Genomic DNA, 13,211 nt, shown 5'->3' with positions numbered 1-13,211 from the left:
CTTGAAAAAATAACAGAGGCCCAGCCCTGATGGGAACGATATCCTTTTGTGCCGGGGTTCGGCGCAAAAGATTTAGTGGACAGCAGGATCAGCTTCTCCATAAAAAAATAAAAACCGAATAAACTAAAATGAAAGTATTAGCCAACGATGGTATTTCTAAAAGCGGTATTGCCGCTCTCGAAAAAGGTGGATTTGAAGTGATTACGACTAAAGTCGCGCAGGAACAGGTTGCGAATTATGTGAATGCGAACAACATCAGCGTGGTGCTCGTGCGCTCGGCGACCAAAGTCAGAAAAGATATTATTGATGCTTGCCCAGGCTTGAAAATCATCGGCCGCGGCGGTGTCGGGATGGACAATATTGATGTGGATTACGCGCGTTCGAAAGGAATCCATGTGATCAATACGCCGGCTTCTTCTTCGGAAAGCGTGGCCGAATTGGTGTTCGCGCATTTGTTTACGGGTGCGAGATTTTTGCAGGATGCCAACAGAAATATGCCGCTTGAAGGTGATGCGAACTTTGAAGGTTTGAAAAAAGCGTATGCTAACGGAATTGAGTTGCGTGGCAAAACGCTCGGAATTATTGGTTTCGGACGTATCGGACAAGCGACCGCCAAAATTGCTTTAGGATTGGGAATGAAAGTAATCGCTGTAGATAAATATGTAGACAACGCTAAAATCAGGGTTGATTTCTACAACGACCAGTTTATTAATGTGGATATCGTGACTGAGCCGATTGCGGATTTGTTTAAACATTCAGACTTTATTACGTTGCACGTTCCGGCTCAAAATGGTTATGTGATTGGCGCGGAACAGATCGCTTCTATGAAAGACGGTGTTTGCATCATCAACTGTTCCCGTGGAGGTGTGATTGATGAAGTGGCGTTGATTGACGCCTTGGATTCTGGCAAAGTATTGTTCGCAGGGCTTGATGTTTTTGAAAACGAACCGACGCCGGAAATTAAAATATTGATGCACCCGAAAATCTCGTTGACGCCGCATATCGGTGCTGCCACTTTGGAAGCGCAGGACAGAATCGGAACGGAATTGGCCGAGCAGATTATCGGTTTGATGAAGTCGGAGAAAGTGTAATAAAATGGCACGCGGATGACACGGATTTTCCGGATTTCGCGGATTTAATAATATGGAAAGCTGGACTTCATGGTCTGGCTTTTTTTTGTCAATTAAATTTCCATCGCTTTTGATTTTTATTAACTTTGATTGACAACCATAAATCACAAAACAAATGTTTGAACAATTAACACAATTAGTACAGCAGTTCGGTCAGGATGCTGTCGTCAAGAATAATGCAGTGCCTAACGAGCACAATGAAGCCGTCATGAATGAAGCCAGCAGCTCAATCATGGGCAGCTTGAAGAATATGGCCGCACAAGGCAACGTATCGGATTTGGCCGGATTGTTTCAAGGCAATAACGCCAGCGACACCTCGAATCCTGTAGTTCAAAAAATCACGGAGCAATTGTCGGGAAACTTGGGCGAAAAATTCGGTATGAGTAGCGATGATGCTTCGGGCGTGGCGGGCAATCTGATTCCGAAAGTGTTGGGTTCATTGGTGGGAAATGCCAAAGATCCAAACCATAAAGGTTTTGAAGTGTCTGATATCGTCAATGCGATTTCGGGCGGCAGCGGCAATTCTGGGTTGATGGATGCGGTTTCCAAATATGGTGGCCAATTCGGACTTGATCAGAATGCTGACGGAAAAGTCGATATGAGCGATGCGATGGCAGCCGTGAGTAAAAAAGGCGGAATTGGTGGTTTGCTTGGGAAATTATTCGGGAAGTAGTATATAGAAAGTCAGGAAAATACCTGACTTTTTTGTTAAAAATCGAAACTGCAGTAAGAATCAAAATTGCTTTTCCTAACTTTATGCAAAGTATTTGGAAATGAAAAATCTGCTGTTCGCTTTCGGTTTGATATTCCTGGTTTGTTGTTGTTCGCAGACCAAACCGCTTGTGGCAAAAACAACTTCGGAAACGGCTGCTAAAAACGATACAATTCGCATTGCGAATGATTCTTTGCAATATGAAATCATCATTATCGAGCCCGGTTTTGATGCTTGGCTAGCGACCCAAAAACCAAGAAATTTCTACGGGCTGCAATACCTCGAAAACCACAACATCCGGTTCGTCACCCAATGGAACAACCGCGTGGCGCAACCGTATAGTTACGATCCAAATTTATATGAAATGCGTATCGATTACTTCAGTTCGATTCATTACGGTTATGAAGTGAACTATTTGCTCTACAACTATTTTATGTATTTCCAAAGTCGATACAAACAGCGGTTATGAGCGATTTCTATCTTATATTTGCTGTCAATTTTTAACCCTATGGCGAATTTCAGACAACGATGGGGAATACAATCTAATTTCCAGCTGACCATCATCATCATCGTTTTTGCGATTACCGGAACGGCATCGGCTAAGCTGTCAAAGCCTTTTTGCTTGTGGATTGGGTTGACGAAAGACGAACTCGGGTTTTGGTTTTTGCCGGTGCGTCTGCTGATGATTTTCCCGATTTATCAGGTACTTTTGGTGAGTATTGGTTTTTTGTTCGGGCAATTCAAATTCTTCTGGGCTTTCGAAAAGAAAATGCTGCGCAGTATGAAATTGGGCTTCCTGTTGCCAAAAGAAAATGAAGACGATGCCACGTCTTAAGCCACAATTTCCCAAATTTTATACGTTTCTTTGTCAAAACCATTCTCATGATTTCAGCGAAAAATATCTTCAAATCGTACGACCAACTTCAAGTCCTAAAAGGCGTCGATCTGCATATTAAGGAAAGTGAAATAGTCTCGATTGTCGGAGCATCGGGTGCCGGAAAAACGACTTTACTCCAGATTTTGGGCACGCTCGACCGTCCTTCACCAAACGCTGAAACCGAACTGATCATTCACGGCGAAAATGTGTTGACGATGAATGACAAAAAATTATCTCAGTTCCGGAATTTACATCTCGGATTCATATTCCAGTTTCATCAGTTATTACCGGAATTCACGGCTTTGGAAAACGTCTGCATTCCGGCATTGATCGCCAAAAAAAATAAAGCAACTACCGAAACCGAAGCCAAAGAAATATTGCAATATCTTGGTTTGGCCGACCGCATCGATCACAAACCCAGCGCGCTTTCGGGCGGAGAACAACAACGCGTGGCTGTCGCGAGAGCACTCATCAACAAACCCGCAATCATCTTTGCTGACGAACCTTCGGGAAACCTCGATACCGCCGCGGCTGAAAACCTGCATCAGTTGTTTTTTGACTTGCGCGACAAATTCAAACAGACTTTTGTGATCGTCACCCACAACGAAACCTTAGCCAATATGGCCGACCGCAAACTCACGATGGTCGATGGGCAAATCTCAGTATAATCATGTTACTGCTGCTGTTTTATTGGAGCTATCTTGGATTTACTTTCGTGAATTTGGGGTTTTGCTTTCAAAAAATCACACGGCTCAAACCGACTGAAAGTATTTTCACGATCATTTTCGGGATGTTAACGACGACAATACTCGCAAGTGTTTGGGCGATTTTTGGACGTATCAACTTTGAATTCCAGCTGTTTTTGTTGGCTTTACAATTTGGAATAGTTGTCGGATTTAAAAAAGAACTTACTTCAATTTATTTGAATTTTTGGCATCAACTCAAAACCTTACCCCAAAAACTGCAAATCTTACTTGGCTTGACTTTGCTGTTGACTTTACTTTATGGAGTTTCCGACGCTTCATTCATCGATAATGAAACCTATTACGTGCAAACCATCAAATGGCTCAACGAATATGGCTTGGTGAAAGGCCTGGCGAATCTGCATCTTTTCTTCGGACAAACCAGCGGTTGGCACATTTTGCAAAGTGCGTTTTCATTTTCATATCTTTCCGATCGGCTGAACCAACTCAACGGGTTTTGTTTGTTGCTTGGCAATTTATATGCGATTTTCCGGTTGAATGATTATTTCAAAAATAGCAGTGCACAAAATTTATGGATTGGATTATTGCCAACAGCGAATGTGGTTTTATTCGCTTTTTGCCAAGTGCCTTCGCCGGATTTGGCTGTGATGATTTTTTCATTGATCGCTTTTGATTTTTTTATCCAACAATACAAAACTGAAGACATTGTCAGCTTTAATGTTTTGTTTTTATTATCAATTTTCATTGTATACATTAAGGTTACGGCGCTACCGATTTTACTTTTGCCACTACTTTTTTTAATAATCAACTTCAAAAAGATCATTTCAAAAATCGCTTTAAGTTTGTTGATGGGATTGATAATGTTGTTTTTATTTATCATTAAAAATTCGATACTGAGTGGTTATCCGTTGTTTCCTTCGACCTTGTCTAAAGATTACTATAAAGTCGATTACGCAATTCCGCCGGCACTTTATAATTTCTCATTCGATTGTACGCATTGTTATTCGTTCTTTATTTCAGGTAAAGATTTTGGAACTTCAAACGCGTGGCAAATCTTTGTGAAATGGCTTTTATATTCTGGAACCAGTAATGTTTTCAATGTGATGATTATAGTCATAATGCTACTCATGCCCTACTTCACCAAACGTTATTTTAATCAAAAAAGCTATTGGATTCTTTATAGTTTGATGGTTTTACAATTTGCTTTGATATGGTATGGTTCGCCGCACTATCGCTTCATGCTTCCTTTTTTACTGTTGTTCGGGCTTATCGCTTTTTCAATTTTTGTAAAATCGATGCCATCCATTTACCGCCTTTGCTTTGGTTCATTAGTATTGGCTTTTTGCTTTTTATGGTTTCCCATTCCACTTGGAAACCATCAACAAAAACTGAATTTTAATAAGCAACAATTTTCGATGAGTCAAGTAATTTATCCTCATAAAAACTCGAACCTCAAAACCGAGTACGAAGAACATCAAATGGGAAACTTAAAATACTTTTCTCCGGATACGGGCGTTTACATCTGGGCAAACGGAAATGGGAAATTACCCTGCGTGAACTTCAAACAAATCGATTATTTCGACAGGAAATTGCATTACATTCCACAGTTGAGAACCTCTAATATTCCCGACGGATTTTATTCCAGGAAAACAACACAACCATGACCAAAGCCGAATTACATTCGTTTCTTGAAGAGAAAACCGAACTATACAACCATCCGAAATTTATAGCCAGCGACCCGATTCAGATTCCGCATCTATATTCTTTAAAAGAAGATATTGAAATCGCCGGTTTTCTGACCGCGACCATATCGTGGGGCAACCGCAAAATGATCATCCAGAATGCGCACAAAATGATGGCATTAATGGGAAACACGCCTTACGATTTTGTGATGTCGCATACTGAAAATGACTTGGATCGTTTGGAAAGTTTTGTACACCGCACTTTCAATAATGTCGATTTCGCTACATTCATCAAAGGATTGCAGCACATTTATAAAAACCATGGCGGGCTTGAAAGTGTGTTCGCGCTACATCAACAAGAAAACAGCCTGCAGCAAAGCATTCATCAATTTAAGAAGTTGTTTTTTGAAATCGACCACCAGAACCGAACGCAGAAACACATTTCCGATCCGCTCAACAATTCCGCCGCCAAACGCATCAATATGTACCTGCGCTGGATGATTCGTCAGGACAATAAAGGCGTAGATTTAGGCATCTGGAAAAATATTGCACCCACAAAACTATCTTGCCCTTTAGATGTGCATTCGGGAAATGTTGCCCGGAAATTGGGTTTGCTGAAGCGGAAACAAAACGACGCCAAAGCTTTGTCGGAACTCGATGCCAACCTCAGGGTATTTGACCCGACGGATCCTGTAAAATACGATTTCGCTTTATTCGGACTCGGCGTATTTGAAGGATTTTAAAATGGCGCTTTCGTAGCATCCTAGTTCTCAAAATTTTAAATAAAACAATATTAAGTTAGGGTATTTTAAATGTTAATTGTCTAATAAAGTGATGCGTTTTTATAAAATATCTATTAAATTCGCAACGCCTTTTTAAATTTTTATTAAATACTTAACTTACGATGAAACTTTTTACCCACAAGAAATCGTTAGGAATTATTATAATTTCTATGATTGCCACCAATGCGATTACTTATTATTACACCACAAAAAAAAGTAAAGCAGCATCTGAATTAGCCGGATCGTCGGACGACGCCTCTAGTTTTCAGAGTGATGCTTCTTGTGATTATAAAATCAAAAGAATGGATGGTTATGAATATATCAAACCCATTTTATTCGTGGATACAAAATGTGAGTCTGACAAATTAAGCACTGTCAAACAAAGCATCAATGATCTGATTGAAAATTATAAAAAAATTGGCGTCATCAGTTCCGCTGCCTGTTACATCAAAGAATACAATGGCAACGGATGGACCGGAATCAACACCGATGAAAAATTCCTCCCGGGTTCGTTGATGAAAGTGCCTGAATTGATTACGTTCTTAAAAATGGAAGAAGCCAATCCGGGCTTACTCAATAAGCAATTGAATTACGACAAAGTTTTTGTGGTTGATAAAAACCCAAAATACAAGTCAAAATCGATTGTACTCGGGCACAGTTATACGGTTCGTGAATTGCTTCATTATATGATTGCTTATTCCGATAACAACGCTACTTCGCTATTGTTTGCCAATATGGATTTGAACCAATTTAAAAAAGTTTTCACAGATGTAGGTTTGACGGCCCCAGATTTGAAAGCGCCAAACTATCCAATGTCAGCCAGAGAATTTACCTATTTCATGAGATTGCTCTACAACGCTTCTTATCTGAGCAATAAAAATTCCGAGTTTGCTACAGAACTATTAAGCCAATGCAATTTTAAAGACGGTATTATTGCAAGTTTACCAACTGCTACGAAAGTGGCGCACAAATTTGGAGAATCCGGAACGCAATTCGAGCAGGAACTCAGCGAATCAGCCATCATTTATCTTGACAATAATCCTTATGTGATTACCGTAATGACAAGAGGAAAAGATTACAAACAACTGCCAACCGTGGTGAAAGAAATCTCAGGAATCGTCTATCAAAACATGTCGCAACAGTAAGATCTTGAGGCGAAGCCATTTTGCTGTTGAAAGAAGGCTTTAAAAAGCGTACCTTTGCCCAAAATTCAAGCAAATGAGCACTTTCGAGCAATTCAATCTTCCCAAATCGGTTCAAAAAGCCATCGACGAATTAGGATTTAAAACCCCTACGCCTATTCAGGAAAAATCGTTCGCCGTGATTATGTCAGGCCGTGATATGATGGGCATTGCCCAAACCGGAACCGGAAAAACCTTTGCTTATTTGTTGCCGCTGTTAAAGCTGTATAAATTCACACCAACGCATACACCAAAAATTGTGATTCTCGTTCCGACGCGAGAACTCGTGGTTCAGGTTGTGGAAGAAGTCGAAAAACTGACACAATATATGTCCGTGAGAACTTTAGGAATTTATGGTGGCGTCAACATCAATACCCAAAAAACTTCGGTTTATCAAGGCATCGACATTTTGGTCGGAACGCCCGGACGAACTATGGATTTGGCGCTCGACAACGTAATCCGTTTTGACGAAACTTCCAAGTTGGTCATTGACGAATTTGATGAAATGCTCAACCTCGGTTTCCGTCCGCAACTGACTTCGATTCTTGCGATGATGCGACCGAAACGCCAGAACATTCTTTTCTCAGCCACGATGACCGATGAAGTGGATGCTGTTCTCAACGATTATTTCGATTTCCCTGAAGAAGTCAGCCTTGCCGCATCGGGAACGCCTTTAGAAAATATTACGCAATTGTCGTATGCCGTTCCGAATTTCAATACCAAAATCAATTTACTGAAACATTTGCTTGAAGAAAATGAAGCCATGAGCCGTGTATTGATTTTCGTCAACAACAAGAAGATTTCAGACATGCTCCACGAAAGTATCGATGAAGCTTTTGAAGGTCAGTTCGGAGTAATCCATTCCAATAAATCGCAGAATTACAGACTCAATACGATGGCTTCTTTCCAGGAAGGCAATCTGCGCGGTATTATCACTACGGATATTATGGCGCGCGGACTCGACATTTCCGACATTACTCATGTTATCAATTTTGAGATGCCTGAAATGCCGGAATTGTATATGCACCGTATCGGTCGAACTGGTCGTGCCGACGCTACCGGAACCGCCATCAGTTTCTACACGCCGCGCGAAGTCGAATTCAAACTCGAAGCCGAAGTCTTGATGAACATGGAAATGCAAATCCTGCCATTCCCGGAAAATGTCGAAATCTCAACCAAACTGATCGGTCCCGAAAAAGACAAACAACCGATCAAGTTCCTGATGAAAAAACCAAAGCTCGATGGCGAAGGTGCGTTTCATGACAAAGCCAAAAAGAACAAAAAAGTCAATTTGGGCGGGCCATCGAAAACGAAAAAGAAAACTTCTGGTTCCGTGAATAGGAACATGTTAAAAACACGCGATAAGAAAAGAAAAGACAAGAAATAATTGATAATTGACAATTGATTGTTACTTTTGATAAACTAAATTTAGCATGCAATTCAAACATCCGGAAATCCTCTACTTCCTATTTTTACTGATCATTCCGATATTAGTCCATTTGTTTCAGTTGCGCCGTTTTAAAAAGGAATATTTTACGAATGTTCGCTTTTTAAAAGAAATCTCGATCCAGACCCGAAAAAGTTCCCAAATCAAAAAATGGCTGTTGCTCGCGACGCGTTTGTTGTTGTTGGCGTTTCTGATTTTCGCTTTTGCCCAACCTTATTTCAAAGCCAAAGACAGCAAAAACAGCCGCAATGAGATGTATCTCGTGCTCGACAATTCGTTCAGCATGCAGGCCAAAGGACAAAAAGGCCCGTTGTTGCAAAGGGCCATTGAAGATTTACTCGAACACATTCCTGAAAACCAAAATTTCTCGTTGATCACGAATTCAGAAACTTTCTGGAACACCGACATCAAATCAATCCGCAGAGAATTGCAGCAACTGAAGTTCAGCCCGCTTCCGTTCCAGCTGGAAAGCGCGATGGCCAAAATCAAATCGCACCAGGCACCTAACAACAAAGACATCGTCATCATCACCGACGCGAACGGCTTGCAACCCAAACAACTCAAAAGCATCGACGCGACTTGGAATACCGTGTTCATCACGCCCGAAGCCGAACAGAAAAACAACGTTTCGATTGACAGCGTTTTCATTCAGCAAACCTTAGATAATTTCTATGAAATTGGGGTCAAATTATCGGCGCATGGCGAAGCGTTGAAGAGCATTCCGATTGCTTTATACAACCGTGAAAAACTCATCGCCAAAACAATTATCGCGCTCGAAGGCAAAGAAAAAACGATGAATTTCACGATTCCGAAGGAAGATTTCCACGGTTATTTTTCGATTACCGATAATAGTTTGGCGTACGACAATACGTTTTATTTCAGCATTTCCAAACCGCAAAAAATCAATATTTTGAGTATTGGAGATGTAGAGAAAAGTGGATTCCTATCGCGGATTTATACTGCCGATGAATTCAATTACAGCAACTTCAACCTTACGAGCCTTGACTATAACGGCATCGAAAAACAGGATGCGATAGTATTGAACGAACTCAATGATATTCCACAAGCTTTACAAACTACCTTAAAAACTTTCGCGGAAAAAGGCGGCAATGTGATTTTCATTCCTTCTAGTGAAAGTAGCGTTTCGAACAGCAACAGCTTTTTAGCTGGTTTTGGAAAAATGCAATTTCAGAATTTGCAGCGCTCGGAAAAACTGATTACCAAAATCGCCTTCAACAATCCGGTTTTTAAAACAGTTTTTGAGAAACAAGTGGCCAATTTCCAATATCCGAAAACGCAAACGAGCTTTGGCATCAGCACGAGCAATCCGGCGATTTTGAGTTTTGAAGACCAAAGCATTTTCCTGACTTCGATCCAGAATCCGCTTTCGTCGGTGTATGTATTTGCGGCGGCGCTCAACAAACAGAATTCCAATTTCCAGAATTCGCCTTTGATTGTGCCGACGTTTTACAATATGGCACAAAGCATCCAAAAGACTGGGATTTCGGCATACACAATTGGAGAAAACAATCCGATTTTAATTGATGCGTTATTGGGCAAAGATGAGATTTTGAGCATCCAGAATAAAGACGAGAAATTCATTCCGATCCAACAGATTTTGAACAATAAAGTCAAACTGACCTGCACCGATTATCCTCAGCAGGCCGGGAATTTTGCGATCTTCAAACAAAACGAACTGCTTAAAAATGTGAGTTTCAATTACAACCGAACCGAAAGCAACATCGAGAACAATTCCGAAAACCTATTGTCCGATTTCACCGTAAAAGATTCGATTGAAAATTATTTTGACACCTTACAAACCGACCGCTCCGATAACAATCTTTGGAAATGGTTTGTTATTTTTACCCTGTTATTTTTGGCCCTCGAAGTACTCATTCAAAAATTAGTCAAATGAACCTGATTCTCAGAGCTGCTACGATCATTGATGCGCAAAGTCCGTTTCACAAGCAAACGGTCGATTTGCATATTGAAAACGGAATCTTCAAAAAAATCGGTAGCAACCTTCCCAATAACGAAAAGCTAGCTGAAATCAATCTTGAAAATCTACATGTTTCGCAAGGCTGGTTCGATTCGAGTGTGTCTTTGGGCGAGCCCGGATTTGAAGACCGCGAAACCATCGCACACGGATTAGAAGTCGCGGCTAAAAGTGGTTTTACCGGAATCGCTTTGCAACCGAACAGTTTTCCGGTGATTGACAACCAATCGCAGATTCAGTTTGTGCAATCGAAAGCGCAACATTCGGCAACACAACTTTTACCGATTGGCGCATTGACTAAGGAAAGTTTAGGCAAAGATCTCGCGGAATTATACGATATGAAAAAGGCTGGAGCGGTTGCTTTTGGCGATTACAATAAAAATACCGACAACCCGAACCTGCTCAAAATCGCTTTGCAATATGTGCAGGATTTTGACGGTCTGGTCATTGCTTATTCACAAGATAACGATATCAAAGGACAAGGTGTCGTCAATGAAGGCGTAGTTTCTACACGACTCGGACTTAAAGGCATTCCTGCTTTAGCGGAAGAAATTCAGGTCGCGAGAAATTTGTTTTTACTCGAATATACCGGTGGAAAACTTCATATTCCCACGATTTCAACTGCAGAATCTGTGGATTTAATTCAAGTTGCAAAAGCAAAAGGATTGAACGTGACTTGCAGTGTCGCCGTGCATCATTTGGTTTTGACTGATGAAACGCTTGATGGCTTCGACACGCGTTATAAATTGACACCGCCTTTGCGTACGGAAACTGATAGGAAAGCTTTGATCGCTGGTGTTTTGAATGGAACAATTGACATGATTACTTCCGACCACAATCCGATCGACATTGAACACAAAAAAATGGAATTCGATTTGGCAAAAAATGGAACTATAGGATTAGAAAGCGCTTTCGGGGCTTTGCTTACGCTATTGCCTTTAGAAACCGTAATTGAAAGACTAACTGTTGGGAAGTCAATTTTCAATATTGAAAACCAGACGATTCAGGAAGGCAACAAAGCCAACATCACATTTTTTAATCCTGATGAAAACTGGACGTTTACTAAAGGAAACATCTTGTCGAAATCTAAAAATTCGGCTTTTTTAGGAACGGTGATGCATGGTAAAGTGTACGGAATCTACAATCAAGAAAAACTAGTCTTACAGCATGAACAATAATATCGAACAAGGCAAAACTGCCGCCATTACGAGTTATGTTTTAATCGTTGGAGTAATGATCGCGATTTCTATGAACTCGGAAAACAAGAACTCGTTTGCTTCGTTCCACATTCGTCAGGCGCTAGGATTGACCATCACTTTTCTGTCGTTGGGCATGATTGTAAGCAATTTCGACAGCATCATGATTTCGGCTACGATGTGGATTTTCGTTTCCGTTTTATGGACTTACGGTTTTTTTACCGCGATCAAAGGCGATATGAAACCTTTGCCTTTGCTGGGAAATTTATTCCAGAAAGCGTTTCACTTCCTTTAAGATTTTTTAATGTTCGTTATTGATGTAAATGCATCGCCAAATTATTCCATAAAACCCAGCCATCATGATTTTACACCATCTCGTCCGCGAACCGAAAATCAAGTTAGAAAAGAATCCGCTGTTGCTTTTACTTCATGGTTATGGCAGCAATGAGGAAGATTTATTTTCGTTTGCCAAAGAACTTCCAGAGGAATATTATGTAATTTCAGCACGTGCACCTTACGATCTGATGTTTGGCAGTTACGCGTGGTATGCAATCAATTTCGATGCGGATGAGAATAAGTTCTCCGATTTAAATCAAGCCCGGAGTTCCCGTGATTTGATTTCCAATTTTATTGACGAATTGATTGAAAATTACCCAATCGACGCCCAAAATGTTACCTTGATCGGATTCAGTCAAGGAAGTATTCTGAGTTATGCTGTAGCCTTGTCGTTTCCTCAAAAAGTACAGCGCGTGGTGGCGATTAGCGGTTACCTGAACACCGAAATGGCTGTAGAAAATTATGCCCAGAATGACTTTTCTAACCTAAGAATATTTGCTTCACACGGCACGGTCGATCAAGTGATTCCGGTAGATTGGGCGCGAAAAACAAAACCCGCTTTAGAAGCTCTGGGCATTGAAATGACTTATAAGGAATACCCAATCGGACACGGAGTTTCGCCTCAGAATTTCTTTGACTTCAGAAGTTGGTTGGAAGCGTAATTACTTTTGGTATAGCAACGATTGGATGATTTCGAAAGTGATCGTTTCATCGTCATTGACAAAATATTTCAACAGTACTTCACCCCAATATTCACCATCGCTGTAATCGGCAATAATCCAGCGGTGATTCAAAACTTTGACTTTGTTGATGATGAATTTCTGTGCACCAATCTGATCTTGCCCTGTGTATGGGTTTCCTTTCGGATTGTCATTCAAATCCATGAGTTTTTCTTTCACATACGGAATCAGTTTTTCGTAAGGGATGAATTTTTTCCCGTCGCCCTGATCGAAATAATTCTGCGCATTCTGGTTATTTTCCAATGAAAAATAATTGGCATCATCATATTTTGTGGTAATCGATGCGAGGCTATCTTTTAGTTTGGCGTTGGTCTGGGCGAAATGCGTTTCCTCGAAATTATCTTTTTTACTATAATACATATAAGTAAAAATATTCATCAGCACCGCAAGGATAAAAAGGTAAAGGAACAGTGATTTTCTCATGGTAA

General features: G+C 40.7%; 14 protein-coding genes. 13 read left to right on the top strand and 1 reads right to left on the bottom strand.

Annotated features, from left to right (window positions below):
• Positions 1-128 precede the first annotated feature (128 nt).
• From Q0058_RS13760 to Q0058_RS13700, 13 genes are all read left to right on the top strand, one after another.
• Positions 129-1,091, top strand: a complete 963-nt coding sequence (locus Q0058_RS13760) for a D-2-hydroxyacid dehydrogenase (protein WP_298224919.1) — start codon at positions 129-131, stop codon at positions 1,089-1,091.
• Positions 1,092-1,245: 154 nt separating this feature from the next.
• A complete protein-coding gene (locus Q0058_RS13755) occupies positions 1,246-1,803 on the top strand; it encodes a hypothetical protein (RefSeq protein WP_298224917.1) in 558 nt (185 codons plus the stop codon).
• A 100-nt stretch (positions 1,804-1,903) separates the two neighbouring features.
• The gene (locus tag Q0058_RS13750; RefSeq protein WP_298224915.1) at positions 1,904-2,311 is read left to right on the top strand and encodes a DUF6146 family protein; all 408 of its coding nucleotides are present in this window, start codon (positions 1,904-1,906) and stop codon (positions 2,309-2,311) included.
• A 39-nt stretch (positions 2,312-2,350) separates the two neighbouring features.
• Positions 2,351-2,677, top strand: a complete 327-nt coding sequence (locus tag Q0058_RS13745) for a DUF6787 family protein (protein ID WP_298224914.1) — start codon at positions 2,351-2,353, stop codon at positions 2,675-2,677.
• Positions 2,678-2,724: 47 nt separating this feature from the next.
• On the top strand, positions 2,725-3,387 hold the full coding sequence (locus tag Q0058_RS13740) for an ABC transporter ATP-binding protein (RefSeq protein WP_298224912.1): 663 nt from the start codon (positions 2,725-2,727) through the stop codon (positions 3,385-3,387).
• 2 nt (positions 3,388-3,389) lie between these two features.
• Positions 3,390-5,087: a hypothetical protein gene (locus tag Q0058_RS13735; protein ID WP_298224910.1), complete on the top strand. Its 1,698-nt coding sequence runs from the start codon at positions 3,390-3,392 to the stop codon at positions 5,085-5,087.
• Positions 5,084-5,848, top strand: a complete 765-nt coding sequence (locus tag Q0058_RS13730) for a TIGR02757 family protein (RefSeq protein WP_298224908.1) — start codon at positions 5,084-5,086, stop codon at positions 5,846-5,848. The genes Q0058_RS13735 and Q0058_RS13730 overlap by 4 nt, the downstream gene beginning before the upstream one ends.
• Before the next feature lie 161 nt (positions 5,849-6,009).
• Positions 6,010-7,032, top strand: a complete 1,023-nt coding sequence (locus Q0058_RS13725) for a serine hydrolase (RefSeq protein WP_298224906.1) — start codon at positions 6,010-6,012, stop codon at positions 7,030-7,032.
• Positions 7,033-7,105: 73 nt separating this feature from the next.
• The gene (locus tag Q0058_RS13720; RefSeq protein WP_298224904.1) at positions 7,106-8,455 is read left to right on the top strand and encodes a DEAD/DEAH box helicase; all 1,350 of its coding nucleotides are present in this window, start codon (positions 7,106-7,108) and stop codon (positions 8,453-8,455) included.
• Between the two features lie 46 nt (positions 8,456-8,501).
• A complete protein-coding gene (locus Q0058_RS13715; protein ID WP_298224902.1) occupies positions 8,502-10,430 on the top strand; it encodes a BatA and WFA domain-containing protein in 1,929 nt (642 codons plus the stop codon).
• Positions 10,427-11,689, top strand: coding sequence for a dihydroorotase (locus tag Q0058_RS13710; protein ID WP_298224900.1), 1,263 nt, complete (start codon positions 10,427-10,429; stop codon positions 11,687-11,689). Before Q0058_RS13715 ends, Q0058_RS13710 begins: the two co-directional genes overlap by 4 nt.
• Complete coding sequence (locus Q0058_RS13705; protein WP_298224898.1) at positions 11,679-12,002, top strand: hypothetical protein; 324 nt, start codon at positions 11,679-11,681, stop codon at positions 12,000-12,002. Before Q0058_RS13710 ends, Q0058_RS13705 begins: the two co-directional genes overlap by 11 nt.
• Positions 12,003-12,066: 64 nt before the next feature.
• Positions 12,067-12,705: an alpha/beta fold hydrolase gene (locus Q0058_RS13700; RefSeq protein WP_298224896.1), complete on the top strand. Its 639-nt coding sequence runs from the start codon at positions 12,067-12,069 to the stop codon at positions 12,703-12,705.
• Here Q0058_RS13700 and Q0058_RS13695 read toward each other — a convergent pair whose 3' ends face one another.
• Positions 12,706-13,206 (bottom strand): hypothetical protein, encoded by a 501-nt coding sequence (locus Q0058_RS13695; RefSeq protein ID WP_298224894.1) that lies wholly within the window; start codon positions 13,204-13,206, stop codon positions 12,706-12,708.
• Positions 13,207-13,211 lie beyond the last annotated feature (5 nt).

The sequence above is a fragment of the Flavobacterium sp. genome, from assembly GCF_027484705.1.
Classification (GTDB): Bacteria; Bacteroidota; Bacteroidia; order Flavobacteriales; family Flavobacteriaceae; genus Flavobacterium.
Note: the sequence above shows the minus strand (reverse complement) of the source record. Positions and strands in the feature narration are given on the sequence as shown.

Bases quoted from the DNA above. Each gene is read 5' to 3' on its own strand.
- Q0058_RS13760 (WP_298224919.1), top strand. From the start codon at position 129: ATGAAAGTATTAGCCAACGATGGTATTTCTAAAAGCGGTATTGCCGCT.
- Q0058_RS13755 (WP_298224917.1), top strand. From the start codon at position 1,246: ATGTTTGAACAATTAACACAATTAGTACAGCAGTTCGGTCAGGATGCT.
- Q0058_RS13735 (WP_298224910.1), top strand. From the start codon at position 3,390: ATGTTACTGCTGCTGTTTTATTGGAGCTATCTTGGATTTACTTTCGTG.
- Q0058_RS13705 (WP_298224898.1), top strand. From the start codon at position 11,679: ATGAACAATAATATCGAACAAGGCAAAACTGCCGCCATTACGAGTTAT.
- Q0058_RS13700 (WP_298224896.1), top strand. From the start codon at position 12,067: ATGATTTTACACCATCTCGTCCGCGAACCGAAAATCAAGTTAGAAAAG.
- Q0058_RS13695 (WP_298224894.1), bottom strand. From the start codon at position 13,206: ATGAGAAAATCACTGTTCCTTTACCTTTTTATCCTTGCGGTGCTGATG.
- Q0058_RS13730 (WP_298224908.1), top strand. From the start codon at position 5,084: ATGACCAAAGCCGAATTACATTCGTTTCTTGAAGAGAAAACCGAACTA.
- Q0058_RS13750 (WP_298224915.1), top strand. From the start codon at position 1,904: ATGAAAAATCTGCTGTTCGCTTTCGGTTTGATATTCCTGGTTTGTTGT.
- Q0058_RS13715 (WP_298224902.1), top strand. From the start codon at position 8,502: ATGCAATTCAAACATCCGGAAATCCTCTACTTCCTATTTTTACTGATC.
- Q0058_RS13725 (WP_298224906.1), top strand. From the start codon at position 6,010: ATGAAACTTTTTACCCACAAGAAATCGTTAGGAATTATTATAATTTCT.
- Q0058_RS13740 (WP_298224912.1), top strand. From the start codon at position 2,725: ATGATTTCAGCGAAAAATATCTTCAAATCGTACGACCAACTTCAAGTC.
- Q0058_RS13745 (WP_298224914.1), top strand. From the start codon at position 2,351: ATGGCGAATTTCAGACAACGATGGGGAATACAATCTAATTTCCAGCTG.
- Q0058_RS13720 (WP_298224904.1), top strand. From the start codon at position 7,106: ATGAGCACTTTCGAGCAATTCAATCTTCCCAAATCGGTTCAAAAAGCC.
- Q0058_RS13710 (WP_298224900.1), top strand. From the start codon at position 10,427: ATGAACCTGATTCTCAGAGCTGCTACGATCATTGATGCGCAAAGTCCG.